At 55.1% G+C, this 19,207-nt stretch carries 18 protein-coding genes and 4 tRNA genes; 16 read left to right on the top strand and 6 right to left on the bottom strand.

The window, feature by feature from the left end; translation table 11 throughout:
- Positions 1 to 106: 106 nt before the first annotated feature.
- Entirely contained in the window at positions 107 to 601 is a 495-nt protein-coding gene (locus ARCH_RS07100) for a YajQ family cyclic di-GMP-binding protein (protein ID WP_013170605.1), read from the bottom strand.
- 138 nt (positions 602 to 739) lie between these two features.
- On the opposite strand from ARCH_RS07100, the gene ARCH_RS07095 reads away from it, so the two are divergent.
- The 5 genes from ARCH_RS07095 to ARCH_RS07080 all read left to right on the top strand — a co-directional run bounded on the left by ARCH_RS07095 (position 740) and on the right by ARCH_RS07080 (position 2,796).
- A tRNA-Tyr gene (locus ARCH_RS07095) sits at positions 740 to 823 on the top strand.
- 109 nt (positions 824 to 932) lie between these two features.
- Positions 933 to 1,008, top strand: a tRNA-Thr gene (locus ARCH_RS07090).
- Positions 1,009 to 1,033: 25 nt separating this feature from the next.
- Positions 1,034 to 1,107: transfer RNA gene (locus ARCH_RS07085), tRNA-Met, on the top strand.
- A 53-nt stretch (positions 1,108 to 1,160) separates the two neighbouring features.
- Positions 1,161 to 1,331, top strand: a complete 171-nt coding sequence (gene rpmG, locus ARCH_RS10520; protein ID WP_013170604.1) for a 50S ribosomal protein L33 — start codon at positions 1,161 to 1,163, stop codon at positions 1,329 to 1,331.
- Between the two features lie 286 nt (positions 1,332 to 1,617).
- Entirely contained in the window at positions 1,618 to 2,796 is a 1,179-nt protein-coding gene (locus tag ARCH_RS07080) for a UDP-N-acetylmuramate dehydrogenase (protein WP_013170603.1), read from the top strand.
- On the opposite strand, the gene ARCH_RS07075 is transcribed toward ARCH_RS07080, so the two are convergent.
- The 3 genes from ARCH_RS07075 to ARCH_RS07065 are packed head-to-tail and all read right to left on the bottom strand — an operon-like array spanning position 2,793 to position 5,315.
- Entirely contained in the window at positions 2,793 to 3,443 is a 651-nt protein-coding gene (locus tag ARCH_RS07075) for an alpha/beta fold hydrolase (RefSeq protein ID WP_013170602.1), read from the bottom strand. The genes ARCH_RS07080 and ARCH_RS07075 overlap by 4 nt on opposite strands.
- Positions 3,440 to 4,330 (bottom strand): alpha/beta fold hydrolase, encoded by an 891-nt coding sequence (locus ARCH_RS09410; protein WP_013170601.1) that lies wholly within the window; start codon positions 4,328 to 4,330, stop codon positions 3,440 to 3,442. Before ARCH_RS09410 ends, ARCH_RS07075 begins: the two co-directional genes overlap by 4 nt.
- Complete coding sequence (locus tag ARCH_RS07065; RefSeq protein ID WP_013170600.1) at positions 4,278 to 5,315, bottom strand: adenosine deaminase; 1,038 nt, start codon at positions 5,313 to 5,315, stop codon at positions 4,278 to 4,280. The genes ARCH_RS09410 and ARCH_RS07065 overlap by 53 nt, the downstream gene beginning before the upstream one ends.
- Before the next feature lie 114 nt (positions 5,316 to 5,429).
- On the opposite strand from ARCH_RS07065, the gene ARCH_RS07060 reads away from it, so the two are divergent.
- A complete protein-coding gene (locus tag ARCH_RS07060) occupies positions 5,430 to 6,689 on the top strand; it encodes a phosphotransferase family protein (protein WP_013170599.1) in 1,260 nt (419 codons plus the stop codon).
- A 236-nt stretch (positions 6,690 to 6,925) separates the two neighbouring features.
- Here ARCH_RS07060 and ARCH_RS07055 read toward each other — a convergent pair whose 3' ends face one another.
- The gene (locus ARCH_RS07055; RefSeq protein WP_013169363.1) at positions 6,926 to 8,125 is read right to left on the bottom strand and encodes an IS110 family RNA-guided transposase; all 1,200 of its coding nucleotides are present in this window, start codon (positions 8,123 to 8,125) and stop codon (positions 6,926 to 6,928) included.
- A gap of 503 nt (positions 8,126 to 8,628) precedes the next feature.
- On the opposite strand from ARCH_RS07055, the gene ARCH_RS07050 reads away from it, so the two are divergent.
- Positions 8,629 to 8,910 (top strand): hypothetical protein, encoded by a 282-nt coding sequence (locus ARCH_RS07050; RefSeq protein ID WP_013170598.1) that lies wholly within the window; start codon positions 8,629 to 8,631, stop codon positions 8,908 to 8,910.
- An 81-nt stretch (positions 8,911 to 8,991) separates the two neighbouring features.
- Here the strand turns inward: ARCH_RS07050 and ARCH_RS07045 are convergent, their stop codons facing one another.
- Positions 8,992 to 10,197 carry a pyridoxal phosphate-dependent aminotransferase gene (locus ARCH_RS07045; RefSeq protein WP_013170597.1) on the bottom strand — a complete coding sequence of 402 codons (1,206 nt, stop codon included), beginning with the start codon at positions 10,195 to 10,197 and terminating at the stop codon, positions 8,992 to 8,994.
- A gap of 202 nt (positions 10,198 to 10,399) precedes the next feature.
- On the opposite strand from ARCH_RS07045, the gene ARCH_RS07040 reads away from it, so the two are divergent.
- From ARCH_RS07040 to rpoB, 9 genes are all read left to right on the top strand, one after another.
- A tRNA-Trp gene (locus tag ARCH_RS07040) sits at positions 10,400 to 10,472 on the top strand.
- Between the two features lie 53 nt (positions 10,473 to 10,525).
- On the top strand, positions 10,526 to 10,771 hold the full coding sequence (secE, locus tag ARCH_RS07035) for a preprotein translocase subunit SecE (RefSeq protein WP_013170596.1): 246 nt from the start codon (positions 10,526 to 10,528) through the stop codon (positions 10,769 to 10,771).
- A gap of 33 nt (positions 10,772 to 10,804) precedes the next feature.
- Positions 10,805 to 11,671, top strand: coding sequence for a transcription termination/antitermination protein NusG (gene nusG / locus ARCH_RS07030; protein WP_013170595.1), 867 nt, complete (start codon positions 10,805 to 10,807; stop codon positions 11,669 to 11,671).
- Positions 11,672 to 11,794: 123 nt separating this feature from the next.
- Positions 11,795 to 12,229: a 50S ribosomal protein L11 gene (gene rplK / locus ARCH_RS07025; protein WP_013170594.1), complete on the top strand. Its 435-nt coding sequence runs from the start codon at positions 11,795 to 11,797 to the stop codon at positions 12,227 to 12,229.
- 104 nt (positions 12,230 to 12,333) lie between these two features.
- Positions 12,334 to 13,035: a 50S ribosomal protein L1 gene (gene rplA, locus ARCH_RS07020; RefSeq protein WP_013170593.1), complete on the top strand. Its 702-nt coding sequence runs from the start codon at positions 12,334 to 12,336 to the stop codon at positions 13,033 to 13,035.
- Between the two features lie 347 nt (positions 13,036 to 13,382).
- A complete protein-coding gene (gene udk / locus ARCH_RS07015) occupies positions 13,383 to 14,006 on the top strand; it encodes a uridine kinase (RefSeq protein WP_013170592.1) in 624 nt (207 codons plus the stop codon).
- A gap of 262 nt (positions 14,007 to 14,268) precedes the next feature.
- On the top strand, positions 14,269 to 14,793 hold the full coding sequence (rplJ, locus tag ARCH_RS07010) for a 50S ribosomal protein L10 (RefSeq protein WP_013170591.1): 525 nt from the start codon (positions 14,269 to 14,271) through the stop codon (positions 14,791 to 14,793).
- A 63-nt stretch (positions 14,794 to 14,856) separates the two neighbouring features.
- Entirely contained in the window at positions 14,857 to 15,240 is a 384-nt protein-coding gene (rplL, locus tag ARCH_RS07005) for a 50S ribosomal protein L7/L12 (protein WP_013170590.1), read from the top strand.
- Positions 15,241 to 15,726: 486 nt separating this feature from the next.
- Positions 15,727 to 19,191 carry a DNA-directed RNA polymerase subunit beta gene (gene rpoB, locus ARCH_RS07000; RefSeq protein ID WP_013170589.1) on the top strand — a complete coding sequence of 1,155 codons (3,465 nt, stop codon included), beginning with the start codon at positions 15,727 to 15,729 and terminating at the stop codon, positions 19,189 to 19,191.
- The last annotated feature ends 16 nt before the right edge of the window (positions 19,192 to 19,207 follow it).

Genomic DNA, 19,207 nt, shown 5'->3' with positions numbered 1-19,207 from the left:
TACATATAGGTCCGTGTACACATAGGCCCGTGTGCGTATAAGTGGGTGTGCACATAATAAGCAGGCGTGTAGAGAGCATCTACACGCCTGCTATCGCGGCTAGAATTCAGCGGTAGTTCACGAATTGAAGCGCAACTTCAAACTTACCGTTCTTAAGAAGAGCAATAGTTTCTTGAAGATCATCGCGAGATTTGGATGAGACACGAACTTCGTCGCCCTGAATCTGAGCCTTCACGGACTTCGGGGCTTCGTCGCGAATCAACTTAGTAATCTTCTTTGCATTTGCCTGGTCGATACCCTTCTTGAGCGTGCCAACAAGGCGGTATTCCTTGCCGGACGCCTTCGGTTCGCCTTCACCTACGTCAACCTGCTTGAGGGAAAGGCCGCGGCGAATCAGCTTGGATTGCAAAACATCCCAGATTGCGAGCACGCGCTCTGGAGCATTTGCAACCATCGTGATCGATTCTCCGGAGAGCTCGATAGAAGCTCCAACATTTTTGAAATCGTAACGTTGCCCGATCTCTTTTGCCGTTTGATTTACAGCGTTATCTACCTCTTGGTAGTCGTAATCTGATACGACGTCGAATGACGAATCTGCCATGATTTCTCCTCCTCTAAGAGCACGCTACGTCAAAGTGTGACGCGCGTGGCATTGTTTTTCTATGGTTCTAGTTTGACACGGTATGGGGTGGAGCTGGTAATCTCTTTATCCGCACGGGGTTGTAAAAACACCGAGCACGGCAGGTTTGCAGAGCGGCCAAATGCATCTGACTGTAAATCAGACGGGTAACCTTCGGGGGTTCAAATCCCTCACCTGCCACCAGTTGATTACTTCGGTAGTCGGCTTCAAAAATTGAGGTGATGTGAATCATCAAAGTTTTTGGAAAAATAAGTTGGTTTTAAGTGGTCCTCTTGGTAAGCTTTCCAACGTTGCCCCGATAGCTCAGTCGGCAGAGCGTCTCCATGGTAAGGAGAAGGTCAAGGGTTCGATTCCCTTTCGGGGCTCCATTCATTTCAAAAGAAATGGATTTGAGGCGGGGTAGCTCAGTTGGTCAGAGCGCACGACTCATAATCGTGAGGTCGCGGGTTCAAACCCCGCCCCCGCTACAAGTGAAAGTGAAGCACCCGCTTCTAAACAAGCCGAACGTGAGGTAACAACAGTGGCTAGCAAGTCTGCAGACGTTCGCCCCAAGATCACCCTCGCTTGCGAGGTTTGCAAGGAGCGTAACTACATTACGAAGAAGAACCGTCGTAACTCGCCGGATCGCCTGGAACTGAAGAAGTACTGCCCAAGGTGCAACCAGTCCCAAGCACACCGCGAAACCCGATAAGGTTCACGCAAACTGAAAGCCCTTCCTAATGGAAGGGCTTTTGTTTTTTAACCGGCCTGCCACCCCATCCACCAGCGCCCGATTGGCGGCATACAGCACAGCAGTGCTCTATATGGGACTCCTGAGCTCTCTGCCGCTTTTTGGGACGGGGGCCGCCAAAAACGCGCAGCCCCAACCGGTGCCGCCAAACAACGCGCAGCCCCAGCCGGCGTAGAAAGATCCACATCTTCGCCCTTGAACGTTCTGGGTGAGTATAGTGTGTATGAGTTAAGAGAAAGAGGATCCCATGACGTGCTCTATCGGCGAAATGATCGGCCACGGGCCGGTTCCACCTGCAGTTCCTTCATCGCGCGCTTTGGACACCCCGGCGTCCCTCAGTGACATCACCACGTTTGGTATAGGTGGAACATTCGAACGCCTTGTCCAGGCCCATTCGGAAGCTGAGATCGTCGAAGCAGTCCGTGAAGCAGACGAAAACAACGTCCCAGTACTCATGATCGGCGGCGGCTCCAACATTTTGGCCTCCGATGATCACTTTGATGGCATCGTAATTAGGGATATGCGCCACGAAATCACTACCATAATGGATGATGGCTGCGGCGGTGGCCAAATGACGGTCACGGCTGGCACCCCATGGGATGACGTGGTGGTGTATTCGCTCGAACAAGAGTGGATCGGCCTAGAGGCCCTGTCGGGCATCCCAGGATCGGCCGGCGCTGCCCCGGTTCAAAACATTGGCGCCTACGGCCAGGAAGTGGCAGAAACGATCGCCTCTGTCCGTGTCTATGACCGCCAGCGCCGCGAGATCCACACGCTTTTCCTCGCAGATCTTGATTTCGGCTACCGCCACTCGCTCCTCAAATCCTCGATGGCTTCGGGCGCCTGGGGCTCCACACCACGCTGGATCGTGCTGTCGGTGAATTTCCACATGCGCCGGGCAACGCTTGGCACGCCGATTAAGTATGGTCAGTTGGCGTCAACGCTCGGTGTTTCGGTTGGGGATCGTGTGCCAGCGGTGGACGTGCGCCAGGCGGTGCTTGATTTGCGCCGCTCGAAGTCGATGGTGTTGGATAACGCGAACCGGAATACGTATTCGGCGGGGTCGTTCTTTACGAATCCGATTGTGACTGCCGAGCAGGCGAAGAATCTGCCGCCGGAGGCTCCTCAGTTTCCGGTAACGGATCATACGGCGATTAACCAGATTGGGGGAGATGCTCCTGTGGTTGAGGGTTTGGTGAAGTCGTCTGCGGCTTGGCTGATTTCGCATGCTGGTTTTGATAAGGGGCATGGTTTGCCTGGCGTTGCGTCGTTGTCTACGGATCATTCGTTGGCGTTGACGAACCGTGGGGGCGCGCGTGCGTCTGACGTGGTTGCGTTGGCCTGCGAGGTTCGTGATGGGGTTCGGAACGCCTTTGGGGTCACCTTGGTTCCGGAACCGGTGTTTGTGGGTGTGAGCCTCGATTAGGAGCGTCCGAGTAGCCGTTCTACCGCAGTGAGGACGTAGCGGTGGGTTTCGTTGCGGCCGAGTGGGTAGAAGTGCCCTGAGGCTGTGAGGCGTACGTTGTGTGCTCCGGGTAGGTATGATCCGTTGGGCACGTGCGGGTCCACGTGTGGGGTGAGTGAGTAGATTCGGGAGTTGAGCGCGGTTTCTGCGTCGCTTCCGATGTCTGTTCCGCCCGGCGCGAGCCTGCGTACCGCGGATTTTCGTGGGAAGTAGCGTGCGAGCGTGGAGCCTTGCCATGGGGTTGCGATCGTGACCATTCCGATTACGTTTCGTGGCCGGCATTCTGCGATTGTGGCGCGCCCTACGAGCCCGCCTTTCGAGTGTGCGAGGAGGATGACGGGACCATCGATTTTTTCTGCCGCGTCGGCGACGATTCGCGCCAGAACATCCGTGGTTTGCGTGAGCATCGCGAGTTCTTTTACCCGCACGATCGCGTACCCGGCGTTGCTGAGCGTGCGTACGACGGGTTCGAGTTGCGCAGTTCCTTCGTAGATTCCAGGGACGACGACGATCGTGGCCTGGCTTTCTGGTGACTGATGGTATCGATGCCGAACCAGTGACGACCGCACGAACCACGCGTAGTCGTTCAGGCGGTCGTGTAGGCTCATCGTTCGCACTCCTCCAGTAGGGTAACGACGTGGGTGCTCACGTTGCGATCGTCGTTGTAGAGGGTAGAGTGTGCGGCTCCAGGGATTGTGAAAATCTCGGCTTCGGGGACTCGCTGCGCTAAGAAATCAAGCCACACAGGCGGGACCAGATGGTCATGTTCGCCGCGTATGAACACAAATTTCGCGTCAGGAGATACCTCTGCTATGCGTTCTTCAATCGGATAATCCAATACGCGTGGCATAATCTGAGCCATCCACACGGCCGCGGCACGAACATAAGACCACAAGGCAACACGTACCAATGATGGCCGCTCCCATATGGACGATTGTGAGTAACGAGCAACCACCCAGCCAGGCGTACGTTCGTTGATGTTTACCGGAGGGCCGATCAAAGCTGCACGCCGGAAACGCGGTGGATACGACGCCATCATTTCCACAGCGATCTGCGCCCCCATTGAATGCCCAACCAAAATCGGATCCGAAATCCCGTTTAGATCGAGAACAGAACACAACACATCCGCGAAATCGCACAGAGTCATCGCACGCGGTGGCGCCGGAAGATCCCCAAACCCAGGAAGATCCACCATTAGCACTTCGCCATACTTACACAGTTCATCTGCCAACGGCAGAAGATAGGTAGCCGAAAGCCCGATTCCGTGGATCAGCACGAACGTGACTCGATCGTCACCAGGATCATCCGTATCGATTCGATTCAGCCCAGGAGCCGGAGCACCAATCCGGTGAACGCGCACAAACGAATCACCCACCTTCACCAGCGAACGCTGCGGTTCTGGAAACCCAGAATCATCCACCAAATAATTAAAACGATCCGGTTTAAGCCTCATGGTCATCAACATCTTCAGTAGCAAGCCAGGCATCGATCTCATCGTGCCATCTACTCTTGGATTCAGCAGACGCCAACGATGCGCTGATAGCAGAATGAGCAAGCAACGCCAACTCGTAATCGTCGCACCCCAAATCTCGCGCGATCTGATACTGGTCAGTCAAACGCGACAGGAACAACAACGGATCGTCGGCTCCAAGCGCAACTTGTGCACCGGCGTCGAGCAATGTACGCAACGGAACATCATGCTTATGGCCATACACGCCCAACGACACGTTTGACGCGGGGCACACCTCAAACGCAATCCCCGCGTCAACGATACGTGCCAGCAACTCAGGATCCTCAGCGGCACGCACCCCATGCCCCAAACGGGCCGGACGCAAATGAGCCACAACTTCACGCACATGATCCGGACCCAACAATTCGCCACCATGCGGAACTGCAGCCAACCCAGATCGCCGCGCAATATTAAACGCCCCAGACCACTCCGATGTAGTACCGCGCCGCTCATCGTTACTTAACCCAAAACCAACCACGCAACCTGGCCCATCGCCCGCATGCTTCGCAGCCAAACGAGCCAACGTACGCGCCTCAAGCGGATGGCGAATACGCGAAGCGGCCACAACAACGCCCACCTCAATACCAATATTACGCGAAACAGACGCAGCCTCATCCAACACGATCTCCAACGCAGGCGTGATACCCCCAACAAACGGAGCATACGACGTGGGATCAATCTGAATCTCCAAACGGCGCGAACCCTCACGCTTGTCGTCCTCCGCAGCCTCCCGCACAATCCGGCGCATTGCAGGTTCGCTACGCACCACCTTGCGGGCCGCATCATACGCACGTTGGAAACGGAACCAGCCACGCTGATCCGCAGGAACATGCAAAGAAACGTTATCAGTCAAATTCTCAGGCAAGCGAAGGCCCTGCTCACGGGCCATATCGGCAAGCGTAGAAACACGCATCGAACCTGTGAAATGAAGATGGAGATGGGCTTTGGGAAGGACGTTAAGGTCTCGCATAAACCAAGTCTGCCAGTGAAAAGGAGGCCTTTCAACGTGACTTGTGTGAAACTCGGCGGGGTTGGTGGGGATCCGGCTTGAAGTTCCGTCTGCCTTGCACATATAAATGGTTACGTGACCTTTCCCGTCTCCCAAACCGCCCTCCGGCGCGAGCGCGCCGATCACGAACGTACCATTTTGGCTCTGCTTACAGGCTCTGACGCCGCACACATGCTCTCTGTTGCCTTGGCACACCGGGGCGTTGTTCGATCCTGGAACGTGCATGCGATTCATCACCGGCCAGGCGCTGGGGTGTCTGTGGGGTACAGCGTAGTGTTGGATGCGGCGCGCGGGAGCGGCGGCGCCGTGGCGCGGCGCGAAACGTATGTGGTTGCGTCCTCTGGGCGGATCGACGAAGATCGGCTGGCTGAGGTGGACGGCCGCACCGTGACCTGGCGGGACGTGCGCGTGCACGTGTGGGAGCATCCTTTTGATCCGCAACTTCCTGCCTTGGAGCTGGCGTGCGATCCGGTTTTGTTGGGGGAGTGGCTCGGGTTTGATGTTGACGTGGAGCTGGTGGCGTATCGGCCAACCCGGCGGGCCGTTGTAAAGATTTTTGACGATAGCGGGGCTGTGCGGTTCGGCAAAGTCATGCTGCCCGAACATGTGGATGGCGTGGCTACCCGGTTGCGAATGTTGGAGCGGGCTGGGACGCCGGCGCCGCGGATCGAACGGCGGGACGATCGCGGGTGCGTGGTGACCAATGCGCTTGATGGGATACCGCTGAGTAAAGTGTATGCCAGTGTGGTGCCGGGGAATCTGGAGCAGGCGCGGGGCGTGCTTGATTCGTTGGCTGGCGTGCTGGATAGTTTGCCATTGGTGGCGATCGGGCTGCCTGCACGGCCTGCCTGGGTGGAGCGGTGTGAACATTATGCTGAAGCCGCCGCCAGTGTGTTGCCCGAAGAAGCCGACCGGGCGCGCGGATTGGCCGGGCGGATACGGGCCGCGTTGGAGCGCGCCGATCTGGGGCCGATCGTTCCTACACACGGCGATTTTTATGAGGCTAACGTGTTTGTTGACCCGGGAACCGGGCGCGTTTCTGGGGTGCTGGACGTGGATAGTTTAGGGCCAGGGCATCGGGTACATGACTGGGCCTGCTTGCTGGGGCACATGTCTGTGCTGCCAGGGCTGGCGCCGAAAACCTATGAACATGTTGATCTGCTGCTGGCCGATTGGACTGGGTGCGTGGCACGCTGGGTTGATCCGATGGCGCTGGGCGCGTCTGCCGCTGGCGTGGTGCTGTCATTGGTTGCCGGCGCCCGGCGCTCGCGGAAGAAGAACTGGCAGGCTGAGGCACTGTTTCGCTTAGAGGTAGCTGAGAAGTGGCTGAGGTGAAGGTAGCGGATAACTTTCTGCCCAGATCTACCTATATGATAAGTGTGAGAAACCGCATTTTTTAATGAATTTGCTGGTAGCATACTTTCATACGTTATTTCAGGTAAATATCGAAAGACGTATAGAAAACTTGGATTCCAAAGGAGGAATGTTTAAATAAGGATTCGCATGGTTTCCGCGATTGCTTTAACAACTATGTTAGGTCTAATGTCAGGGGGGTGCCCCTATGTTGTGTGTCAAGCTGCCAGGGCGGTGTCGGGGACGTCGTAGAGGGTGCCGTCTCGGAGCATGGCGTACAGGACTGTGAGTCTGCGGTGGGCGAGGGCGATGATGGCTTGGTTGTGTCGTTTGCCTTGGGCTCGTTTGCGGTCGTAGTAGGCGCGGCTGACCGGGTCGGTGCGGATCACGGCGAAAGCTGACAGGAACAGGGCGCGTTTGAGGCGTTTGTTGCCTGAGTGGCTGACTCGTTCAGACTTGATCGATGACCCGGACTGACGGGTGGTCGGTGCCAGGCCAGCGTAGGAGGCCAGGGCTGCTGAGCTGGTGAAGGTCTTCCCTGCAAGTTCAGCGATGATCACGGCAGCGGTCCTGAGACCGATGCCGGGCATGGATCTCAGGACCAGGTAAAGAGGGTGGGTGGCCACGATCTTCTCTACCTCTGAAGCGACGTTGGCGCGTTGAGCGTGCAGGCTCACCAGTTGGCGGGCCAGGTGCGGGATGACTAGGCCCGCGGCTTCGGTGCCGGTGACTATCACCGACTGCTTCGCTAGCGCGGTAAGAATATCCTCGGTCCATGCAGCGTGGCGGCGAGCTCCGTGCTTTTTGAGTTTCGCATCCATTCTGGCTCGCCCGGCTTTGCGTAGAGCCTGCGGGGTTGGCCAGGTAGCGAGCACTTCGAGGATCGCGTCATGTTCCAGGCGTGGTCCGAGAACTCTTTCCAGTTCAGGGTGGATTTGGGTGAACAGCCCGCGGATCCGGTTGGAGACTTGATTGACCTGCCGTGAGAGGTCAAGGTCGAAACCGGTGAGCATCGCCAGTCCTGCCTCGTCCTGGTCGGTCTTGGTGAGCTGGCGCAGGGTGTGGGGAAGGCTGCGGGCTGCGTCAGCGATAATGAACGCATCCTTTTCATCAGTCTTCGCCTCGCCCGGGTATAGGTCAGCGATCCGGCGCATGGTCAGCCCCGGCAGGTAGGCGACCTCGATGCCCATATGTTGGGCGACCGCGATGGCGAGAGCGCCGATTGTTGCCGGCTGATCCACGACCACCAGCACAGAGCCTTTCGCTGACAGATTCGTGTAGATATCAGTGAGTTTTTGTTCGTTGTTGGGCAGGGTCTTATTCCATAACACCTGCCCGGAATCGGTTAGTGCGCAGGCCCAGTGGTCGGTCTTGCCGACGTCCAGTCCTAGAAAAATGTCTGGTCGGTCAGTTCTCATGGCAGTTGTCCTCTCGGTTTGCACCATAAGTCGGCCGAGCCTAGACAGCACGCCTCACATCCACGTTACGACAGGCATCCATCCTTGGTGCCGAGCCCCTAATCAGCGATCACATGCTGGCAACCGACCCTGGTGGCAACACCCCCCGGATCATTGGATAGACAGGGGCAAGACACCATGCCAGGGCGGCTGGCCGACAATCCCAATCAACACCCGCCAATCAGGACCTGTCAACAAGGTAACGGGCAGTGGCGACTCCCCTAGTCCCGGATAGTGATGGTTCCACTGAAACTGTTATTGAAGGGGGACAAGCGCAACCAATATAAGTAACTACCGCATTGATTTCCAGAACCGAGATATTCATGGAAACATTATGAAAACGTGGGTAGGACCGACACAGTATAATTGCGCATGGCGCTGGAGTATGAAACGCGAAATCAATCAACCGTTTTATGTCTCGCGTGGCAAACAGTGCGCACGGCTATTCGTAGGAGGAGCGTTCCGTGGAGAACAATGTCATAACATCTTCTAAGATTCCGATGCGCCAGTCGCAACAATTTTATTTCGGCTTTATCTTGGCTTTGTTCAGTGTTCCGCTGTTTTTCACAGTAATTTTGCCGCTCAGTGCGATTATTGTTTCGCGCAAGGAGCGCCAGGCTAACCCAGAGTCGTTACCATCTGCTGGTGGGCTGTACCTTGGAATATTTACGTTGATCCCTGGACTGATTTTGGCTGGTGTGATTCTTTTCCGATTACTTAGTGCCCTGGTCTATCCAGGCTACTAGTAGCTATTCCATATACACGTTGCCGGGGGGAGAGCATGTGTTCTCCCCCGGCAACTTTTCTTCGTCGAGATGTGTATCTCGTTACGCAAATAGTTCTTGCAGTCTACAGGCACCGGCAACGAGGTCGTCGTCGGCAAGCGCATAGGAGAAGCGTAGGTAACCGGGCGCTCCGAAGGCTTCGCCGGGAACGACGGCTACTTCGGCTTCTTCTAAAATAAGTTCGGCAAGTTCAGCCGAAGTCTGTGCGACTTTGCCGCGGATTTCTTTACCGAGTAGCGCTTCGATGTTGGGGAAGACGTAGAATGCACCGGTAGGCTGGGGGACAACAAAGCCATCAATCTCGCGAAGCATGGCGACCAGCGTCTGCCGACGGCGATCAAAAGCTTCTTTCATTGGAGCGAGTATGCTTTGATCGCCGGTGAGTGCGGCGATGGCGGCACGCTGGGAGACGTTTGAGACGTTGGACGTAACATGGGATTGGAAGTTGGCTGCTTTCTTGATGACGTCGGAGGGGCCATACATCCAACCCACGCGCCATCCAGTCATGGCATAGGACTTGGCAACGCCGTTGACGACGATGGTCTGGTCGGCGAGCTCTGGCACAACCTTTAGTAGGTAGGACATCTCACCTTCATAGACAAGCTTTTCGTAAATTTCATCGGTCACGATCCAGATGCCGTTGGCTAGTGCCCATTCGCCGATTGCGCGGAGTTCTTCCGGTGTGTAGACGGAACCGGTTGGGTTCGATGGCGAGCAGAGCAGGAGCACCTTGGTGCGCTCGGTGAGTGCCGCGTCGAGTTGTTCGGTGGTCACCTTGTAGTCTTGGTCCGGTCCGGCAAAGACGTCGACGACGTGTCCGCCGCACAACCGGATCGCTTCCGGATAGGTGGTCCAGTATGGGGCAGGGAGGATTACCTCGTCGCCATCGGACACGAGCGAGGCAAAAGCCTGGTAGACGGCCTGTTTGCCACCATTGGTGACGATGATGTTTGCTGGATCGATCGTGACTCCCGCATCTTCCTGGACGCGCATGGCGATGGCCTCACGCAGTTCTGGGAGACCAGATGCTGGGGTGTACTTGTGGTTCTTAGGATCTTGAGCGGCTGCAACGGCGGCATCTACAACGTGTTGTGGGGTTGGGAAATTGGGCTCTCCAGCGCCGAAGCCGATAACTGGCTTGCCGGCAGCCTTCAATGCCTTTGCTTTGGCATCGACTGCGAGAGTTGCGGAGGGCTGGAGCGCCCCAAGACGTGCTGAAACGCGAGATCGCGGAGATGTATGTGTCATACGTCCTATGGTGGCACGGAAATGAGTTGATGTCACCTGCGATCTCACAGTGAAAACCGTAAAATGAGATGTCTATGTGTTGTGAATTACATGCAGAATATTGTGCGAATAGAAAATGGGCAGTAAAGTAAGGGGAGTTGTGGAACGTTCGCTAGCATTAGTGTCCTTGTTTAAGGCATAATGTTACAGAGGTTTCCAATATAGGGTAGTGGCGCAATTGGTAGCGCACCGGTCTCCAAAACCGGCGGTTGTGGGTTCGAGTCCCTCCTGCCCTGCTAGAAGGCGGCCCACAAGGGCCGTTTTCCACATTTACCGAGAGGATAAACACGTGAGCCAGGCTTCAGCGTCCAATCATGGTCATAAGCCAGCGGAGTCGCATTCACAAGGCTTCTTCGCGCGTATCATTCAGTTCTTCCGCGAGGTATTCGTGGAACTGAAGAAAGTCCAGCGTCCAACTCGCGCAGAGTTGTGGAAGCTGTTTCTAACAGTCGTATTTTTCGTTGCGGTTGTTATGGCGTTCGTGGCAGTGATCGATCTGATCTTCGCTCAGCTCGTTCTTCTTATCTTCAGTTAACGCCAGATTTTAGGTCGTCTGAAAGCAGGAAATATGTCTGAGGAAAAGCTCGAAAATACAATCGCTCAACCAGTTTTTTCCGACGCCGCTTCACAGCAGGCGCCGGATGTCGTCGTACCTGCTGAAGAAGAAAGCATGGTCGAAGAAGGCGTCATCCTTGAAGATGAGACCACTGAAGACGTTGCCGAAAATGAAGAAGCTGACGCCGACGAAGGCGAATCTACTGAGGAAGTTGCTGAAGAAGCTGAGGCTCTCGTGATTGAAGCTCCGGCTGCTGAAGAAGGCACTCCCACAGAAGAAATGGTTCGTGCAAAGCTCAAGGGCTTGCCGGGCCGTTGGTACGTTCTTCATACCTACGCAGGCTACGAAAAGCGCGTGAAGCACGATCTTGAAACACGTATGCACTCATTGGACATGGAAGATTACATCTTCCAGATCGAAGTTCCAATGGAGGAAGTATTCGAAGTGAAGAAGGGATCCCGTAAGCTCGTTTCACGTGTCCGTATTCCGGGTTATGCACTTATCCGTATGAAGATGACTGACGATTCATGGCGAGTCGTTCAGGACACGAACGGTGTGACTGGTTTCGTTGGAAACGGCCGCACCCCAGTAGCTTTAACCCCTGATGAGGTTGTGCAAATGCTCACTCCGATTGTGGAGAAGGAAGCTGCTGTTGCTGTAGAAACTGCTGGTAAGAAGGTGGGAAATGTTGGTGTGACCCTCGAAGTTGAATACTCCGTTGGGGAAATCGTGACGCTCACCACTGAGCCTTGGATGGGTATGCCAGCTACAATTTCTCAGGTTGATGCAGTTAACCAGAGGTTGACTGTTCTCATGACACTTGTCGGCCAGGAGACCCCGGTCGATTTGTCCTTCGGGCAAGTTAAGAAGATGGACTGATCGAAATTCCGATCAACGTTTCACTGCTCTATCTCCGCAGTTAAACGTGCCCTTTTTAATCCAACGAAGGCGCCCGTCGTCGTTGCCAGGCGGCGGTAACAAGAAAAGAAAAGAAGGATCAAAATGCCACCGAAGAAGAAGGTTGCCGGTCTGATCAAGCTCCAGATTCAAGCTGGAATGGCCACCCCGGCTCCGCCGATCGGCCCAGCACTGGGTCAGCACGGCGTTAACATCGTGGAATTCACCAAGGCATACAATGCTGCAACTGAATCCATGCGCGGAAACATCATCCCAGTTGAGATCACGGTTTACGAAGATCGTTCGTTCACCTTTATCACCAAGACCCCACCTGCTGCAGAACTCATCAAGAAGGCTGCTGGCATTAAGAAGGGTTCGGGTGTGCCGCACACCAACAAAGTCGCTCACCTCACTGCAGATCAGCTGCGCGAGATTGCAAAGACCAAGGAACCAGACCTGAACGCCAACGACATCGAGAACGCTGCTCGCATCATTGCAGGCACCGCTCGTTCGATGGGCGTAACCACCGACGAGATCTGAGGATCTCAACCGCTCATCCCGAGCAAATGATGCCATTCGTGGCATCGTGGTAGAGCCCCGAGCGGGCTCGCTCCCCACAACTGCTGACAAGGAGAAAAGCAGAAATGGCAAAGCGCTCAAAGAATTACCGTAAGGCTGCTGAGCTCATTCAGGCTGGCGAAATCTACACCCCAGCTGAAGCAATCGAGCTTGCACAGAAGACGTCCGTTACCAAGTTCCCATCCACCGTTGAGGTTATGTACCGCCTCGGTGTTGATCCGCGTAAGGCTGATCAGATGGTTCGTGGCACGGTTAACCTCCCACACGGCACTGGTAAGACGGCTCGCGTTATCGTCTTCGCCGTTGGTGACAAGGCTCAGGCAGCTATTGAAGCTGGCGCTGACGAAGTCGGCGGCGACGAGCTCATCGAAAAGGTCGCAGGTGGCTGGACCGACTTCGATGCAGCTGTTGCAACCCCAGATCTCATGGGCAAGGTTGGCCGTTTGGGCCGCGTCCTTGGCCCACGTGGTCTCATGCCAAACCCAAAGACTGGCACCGTGACCATGGATACCGCCAAGGCTGTTAATGACATCAAAGGTGGCCGTATCGAGTTCCGTGTGGACAAGCACGGCAACCTCGCTTTCATCGTTGGTAACACCTCCTTCACCAAGGAACAGCTCCTCGAGAACTTCACTGCTGCACACGAAGAGATCATGCGTCTCAAGCCAGCATCCTCGAAGGGTCGTTACCTCCTCAAGGCTACTGTTTCCACCACGATGGGCCCAGGCATCCGCGTTGATGCTACCAAGTCCACCAAGGAAGCCTGAGATCGGTAGATCTAGGAAAACGCATAACGTCATACGTTAAGCCGTAGGTGCGGAAGTTTGTTGCTTCCGCACCTACGGCTTTTGTGTGGAAAGGGTGCTGGCTGGCGCCAGGCTACTACTAGGCTGGCGCCTGATTGCCGGCAGGTTGTCGCCCACATGCGCTTGATTCACCCGGATGCCACGTGATTTGGTGCCCGATCGGCGGCATACAGCACAGGAGTGTCATACAGAGCACTCCTGTGCTATCTCCCGCGATTATGGCGCAGGGGACAGGACTTGTAGCGTTCTGTCTTCCCTCATTTTCACGGTACTATGTGTGTAGAAACTCAACTGAAAGGGATAAGAACGTGGGGAAATCGCTTGTCATTGGTATTGCTGGTGGTACAGGTAGTGGAAAAACTACGCTCACGCGTGCAATCGAATCACGCTTCGCGCCGAATGCCTCGGTTATCTTTCACGATTCCTACTACAAAGCACACCACGAACTGAGTTTCGATGAACGTTGCAAGCTCAACTACGATCACCCAGAATCATTCGATAATGACCTTCTTGTTGAACACATGCACAAGCTTATTGGTGGCGAATCAATCGAAGCTCCAGTCTACGATTATGCCAACCATAATCGTGCAGAACACACTCAGCATATCGAACCGGCTCCAGTGCTTTTACTGGAAGGTATCTTGCTTTTTGCTGAACCACGTTTGTGTGAACTGTGTGATGTGAAGATTTTCGTGGATACCGATGCCGATGTGCGTATCTTGCGCCGTATTAAACGTGACGTGGTAGAACGCGGCCGGTCACTTGAATCGGTAGAAGCACAGTACCTCGCCACAGTAAAACCGATGCACGAACTCTATGTAGAACCATCTAAACGCCGCGCTGATCTTATCGTGCCTGAAGGAGGCCATAATCTGGTGGCTCTCGATATGCTCGTTCATCGGATTGAAGGCGAACTCAAGCGTATGGTCTAGGGGGAGTTCTTTGTTGGGCGTGTCACTGAACGCGCCCAACTCTTGCGCACGTTGATGAATCAACGTAGTCTACTTAATGCCCAAGACCGCAGGTCGCCCGAAGTTATCGGGACGAAGTTCGCACGGCGAAGCCCGCGTAGGTACGAATAGACAGCAGTTTAATCTGCCCATGTCCTCATGCCTGCGCATGAGGATTTTTAGTATCTAAAGGGTTTCGCGATGTTGAGCATCCGACTGCGGCATTCAATCGGAAGGAGGTCCCATGGCACGGACCGACAAGTCTGCAGCGATCGCAGAGCTCAAGGAGCTATTCTCGGGTTCTTCGGCCGTTCTCGTAACCGAGTACCGTGGACTGACTGTTGCACAGATGAAGACTCTTCGTCGTGCGATGGGTCAGGAAGCGACTTACGTGGTTGCTAAGAACACCCTCGCTCGCATCGCGGCTAAGGAAGCTGGCATCGAAGGTCTCGATGATGCCCTTGCTGGCCCGACTGCACTGGCATTCGTCACCGGTGACATCGCTTCCGCAGCTAAGGCAGTAAAGAACTTCGCAAAGGATAACCCGGCCTTGATCATCAAGTCTGGTGTTCTCGAAGGTAACGTTCTTGCTGCTGAAGATGTTCAGAAGCTCGCCGATCTCGAATCCCGCGAGGTCCTGCTGGCCAAGGCCGCTGGAGCTCTCAAGGCTTCGCTGCACAAGGCTGCATACGTATTCACCGCACCAGCTACCAAGTTGGTACGCACTGTCGACGCACTACGTGCGAAGCAGGAAGAAGCTGCTGCCTGATAGTAGCGGCATAACTCATCAATTAAACTGCCTCAAACGTAGGCAAAGGAAGGTAGGCCAATCATGGCTAAGCTCACCGCTGAAGAGCTCATCGAAGCTTTCAAGGAGCTCACCCTTGTTGAGCTCAACGACTTCGTCAAGAAGTTCGAAGAGGAATTCGACGTCGAAGCAGCTGCCCCAGTTGCTGTTGCTGCGGCTGCTCCAGCTGCAGGCGCTGCTGAAGCTGAAGAAGAGAAGGACGAATTTGACGTCATTCTCGAATCTGCTGGCGACAAGAAGATCGGCGTTATCAAGGAGGTGCGCGCCCTTACCTCCCTCGGTCTGAAGGAAGCTAAGGACCTCGTTGATGGTGCACCAAAGCCAGTTCTCGAAGGCGTTAACAAGGAAACCGCTGAGAAGGCTAAGGAACAGCTCGAAGGTGCTGGCGCAACCGTCACCCTTAAGTGATTCATGCGGTTTGACGCCGCAATCACATCTAAAACTTGTTGGTTAATCACCAGCGGTTGAGACGATCCCCCAAACGTTTTCGTTTGGGGGATCTCTCTATTTTCTCTCCATACTTTCCTTAAACTAGAACAGAAAATAGGGGAGCATGGTACGTCGAACTTGCTAAAGCTGGCAAAGTATGGGAGAGTTTTCGCGTCGATGTTTTCGACGGATGCATGATGATGATCGAGGAACCTGCGTGTAGCACGACAGCCGCTCAGTGATTCGAGGATCTCAGAATGTTTATAGGAGTCGTGACCCCTTCCACACTGGCTAGGGGTAGACTTTCTTGCATCCTAAAGGTAGATTAGAAACTTGCGTGGCTTGCCTTTTGGCTACCATTTTTCCTTGAAAATAGCGCATTTTACCGATAAATCGGGCAAAATGAATGGTTGTTGATAGGCGAATCGCGCATATCCCTTACCAGAACCCAGGGAAGGATCACCTTTGGCTGCGCATAGCACCCCTACGCCCACAGTTGTGAATGGCAAACTAGTTTCTGACCGCGTATCGTTCGCAAAGATTCACGAACCGCTGTCAGTCCCAGACCTCCTCGGCCTACAGACCTCCAGCTACGGCTGGCTCATCGGCTCTGACGAATGGCGCGAAAGCGCTGCAGAAGGCGAAAAGTCTGGCCTTGAAGAAATTTTTGATGAAGTCTCCCCAATCGAGAACACTGCTGGCACGATGGGCCTTGTCCTGTCCCAGCCACACCTCGAAGAAGAAAAGGCTTCCATGGCAGAGTGCAAGGAGAAGGATCTTACCTACTCCGCAGCTCTCTACGTCACCGCAGAGTTCCAAAACTACGAAACCGGTGAAATTAAATCTCAAACCACCTTTATTGGCGACTTCCCGTTGATGACCCCTCAGGGCACCTTTATCATCAACGGTACAGAGCGCGTCGTCGTTTCCCAGCTGGTCCGTTCCCCAGGCGTTTACTTCGAACGCATGGCAGATAAGACCTCCGATAAATACATTTACTCCACCAAAGTCATCCCATCCCGTGGCGCATGGCTGGAGTTTGAAATCGACAAGCGCGATACCGTTGGCGTCCGCGTCGATCGTAAGCGTAAGCAGTCAGCAACTGTCTTCCTCAAGGCTCTGGGTATGTCAGAAGCCGAGATTCGTGAAGAATTCAAGGACTTCCCGATTCTCCTCGACACCTTGGATAAGGATACAGTCAAGACTCAGGAAGATGCGCTACAGGATCTCTACCGCAAGCTACGCCCAGGCGAACCACCAACAGCCGAAGCTGGCCGTGCGCTGATCAACAACTTCTACCACAACCCTAAGCGTTACGATATGGCGAAGGTTGGCCGGTACAAGATTAACAAGAAGCTCGGCACTGAGATCGAAATGGACAAGCGTCAGCTGCAGCTCCAGGATGTCACCGCAACGTTGCGCTACCTCTTGGCTTTGCACGCTAACGAAACCACGATTGCTACCGTTGAAGGCGGCAGGGAAGTCCCAGTCGAAACCGACGATATCGATCACTTCGGTAACCGTCGTATCCGCGCAGTCGGCGAACTTATCCAAAACCAGGTTCGTACTGGTTTGGCTCGCCTCGATCGTATGGTTCGCGAACGTATGACCACCCAGGAAGCGGAAGCGATCACGCCGTCGTCGTTGATCAATATCCGTCCAATCGTGGCAGCGATCAAGGAGTTCTTCGGAACCTCCCAGCTTTCGCAGTTCATGGATCAAAACAACCCGCTCGCAGGTCTAACCCACAAGCGCCGTCTGTCGGCACTTGGCCCAGGTGGTCTTTCCCGTGATCGTGCATCCATGGAAGTGCGAGACGTCCACCCATCCCACTACGGCCGTATGTGTCCAATCGAAACCCCAGAAGGCCCGAACATTGGTCTTATCGGTTCGTTGGCAACCTATGGTCGCGTGAATGCCTACGGCTTCATCGAAACGCCATACCGCAAGGTTGTGGACGGCCGCGTTACCGATCAGATCGATTACCTCGACGCCGCTGACGAAGATCGGTACAACGTTGCGCAGGCTTCGGCGTCGCTGGACGACAACGGCCACTTTGTTGACGACGAAGTCCTCGTCCGCCTCCCAGGCGGCGAACCGGCGCTTGTTCCAGCTGACGAAGTTGGCTACATGGACGTTTCGGCACGCCAGATGGTGTCCGTTGGTACGGCAGCTATTCCGTTCCTCGAACACGACGATGCTAACCGAGCACTCATGGGTGCGAACATGCAGCGCCAGGCTGTGCCACTGATCCGTCCAGTTGCTCCATACGTTGGAACTGGTATCGAATCGCGCGCAGCAGTTGACGCCGGCGAAGTCATTGTTGCCAAGGCTCCAGGTGTTGTTACGGAAGTTTCTGCTGACATCGTTCACGTGGAAGAAGACAACGGCACCCACCGCGTCTACAAGCTCCTCAAGTTCGAACGCTCCAACCCAGGAAACTGCACCAACCAGATTGTGCGCGTTTCTGAAGGCGACCGCGTCGAAAAAGGCTCCCTGATTGCAGACGGTCCTGCAACCGACGGCGGCGAACTCGCTCTCGGCCAGAACCTTCTTGTTGCGTTCATGGCATGGAACGGCTACAACTACGAAGATGCTATTATCCTTTCGCAGCGTTGCCAGTCCGAAGATCTTCTGACGTCGATCCACATCGAAGAACACGAAGTCGATGCCCGCGATACGAAGCTCGGCCCAGAAGAAATCACCCGTGACATTCCAAACGTTGGTGAAGATATGCTCGCTCACCTCGACGATCGCGGCATCATCCGCATCGGTGCTGAGGTTTCTGCAGGCGATATCCTCGTTGGTAAGATCACGCCAAAGGGCGAAACCGAACTGACCTCCGAAGAACGCCTCTTGCGCGCTATCTTCGGTGAAAAGGCCAAGGAAGTTCGCGATACCTCCCTGCGCGTTCCACACGGTGAATCCGGAATCGTTATCGGTGTTAAGGAATTCTCGTCCGAAAACCATGACGAACTGGCAGCCGACGTCCGCCAGACCGTTCGCGTTCACATCGCTCAGCGCCGCAAGATCACCATTGGTGACAAGATGGCAGGCCGCCACGGAAACAAGGGTGTTATCTCCCGTATTCTTCCACTCGAGGACATGCCATTCATGGCGGACGGTACTCCAGTTGACATCGTGCTCAACCCGCTCGGCGTGCCTTCCCGTATGAACTTGGGTCAGGTCTTCGAACTCCACCTCGGTTGGGTTGCCTCCCAGGGCTGGGACGCTACCACTGCTCGTGAAGCTGGTGAAGAATGGGCAGTCCGCCTTCCAGAGAACGCTGTTGTTGGTAAGGCCCAGGGCCGCGTTGCCACGCCGGTATTCGACGGCGTTGAGTCCAACGAACTGCGCGGTTTGCTTGAGAACACCACTGTGAACCGTGACGGCGATCGTCTGATCGGCGCGTCCGGTAAGGCTCAGTTGTTCGACGGCCGCACCGGCGATCCGTTCCCAGAACCAGTTTCCGTGGGCTACATGTACATGCTCAAGCTCCACCACTTGGTTGATGACAAGATCCACGCCCGGTCCACCGGCCCATACTCGATGGTTACTCAGCAGCCATTGGGTGGTAAGGCACAGTTCGGTGGCCAGCGCTTCGGCGAAATGGAAGTGTGGGCTCTCGAAGCCTACGGCGCATCCCACACGCTTCAGGAAATGTTGACTATCAAGTCCGATGATACAGTCGGCCGTGTCAAGGTTTACGAAGCGATCGTTAAGGGTGACAACGTCCCAGAGCCAGGCATTCCTGAGTCCTTCAAGGTTCTCGTTCAAGAAATGCGTTCGCTGTGCTTGAACGTCGAAGCTCTTGATGCTGCCGGCAACCCGATTAACTTGCAAGATTCCGACGACGACGCCTTCCGTGCTCCACAGAGCGCTGGCATCACCACTGGTTTGGAAGATCTCCAGACCGGTTCGGAACTCTAAATTGTCACGCGAGGTG

Source organism: Arcanobacterium haemolyticum DSM 20595 (genome assembly GCF_000092365.1).
Taxonomy (GTDB): domain Bacteria; phylum Actinomycetota; class Actinomycetes; order Actinomycetales; family Actinomycetaceae; genus Arcanobacterium; species Arcanobacterium haemolyticum.
The sequence above is the reverse complement of the archived record's forward strand: the minus strand, read 5'-3'. Positions and strand labels throughout refer to the sequence as shown.

Excerpts from the sequence above, each read along its gene's own strand:
- rplJ (WP_013170591.1), top strand. The coding sequence starts at position 14,269 with ATGGCACGGACCGACAAGTCTGCAGCGATCGCAGAGCTCAAGGAGCTA.
- ARCH_RS07075 (WP_013170602.1), bottom strand. The coding sequence starts at position 3,443 with ATGAGCCTACACGACCGCCTGAACGACTACGCGTGGTTCGTGCGGTCG.
- ARCH_RS07045 (WP_013170597.1), bottom strand. The coding sequence starts at position 10,197 with ATGACACATACATCTCCGCGATCTCGCGTTTCAGCACGTCTTGGGGCG.
- ARCH_RS07065 (WP_013170600.1), bottom strand. The coding sequence starts at position 5,315 with ATGCGAGACCTTAACGTCCTTCCCAAAGCCCATCTCCATCTTCATTTC.
- ARCH_RS07080 (WP_013170603.1), top strand. The coding sequence starts at position 1,618 with ATGACGTGCTCTATCGGCGAAATGATCGGCCACGGGCCGGTTCCACCT.
- rplL (WP_013170590.1), top strand. The coding sequence starts at position 14,857 with ATGGCTAAGCTCACCGCTGAAGAGCTCATCGAAGCTTTCAAGGAGCTC.
- rplA (WP_013170593.1), top strand. The coding sequence starts at position 12,334 with ATGGCAAAGCGCTCAAAGAATTACCGTAAGGCTGCTGAGCTCATTCAG.
- ARCH_RS07100 (WP_013170605.1), bottom strand. The coding sequence starts at position 601 with ATGGCAGATTCGTCATTCGACGTCGTATCAGATTACGACTACCAAGAG.
- ARCH_RS09410 (WP_013170601.1), bottom strand. The coding sequence starts at position 4,330 with ATGAGATCGATGCCTGGCTTGCTACTGAAGATGTTGATGACCATGAGG.
- rplK (WP_013170594.1), top strand. The coding sequence starts at position 11,795 with ATGCCACCGAAGAAGAAGGTTGCCGGTCTGATCAAGCTCCAGATTCAA.
- ARCH_RS07055 (WP_013169363.1), bottom strand. The coding sequence starts at position 8,125 with ATGAGAACTGACCGACCAGACATTTTTCTAGGACTGGACGTCGGCAAG.
- nusG (WP_013170595.1), top strand. The coding sequence starts at position 10,805 with ATGTCTGAGGAAAAGCTCGAAAATACAATCGCTCAACCAGTTTTTTCC.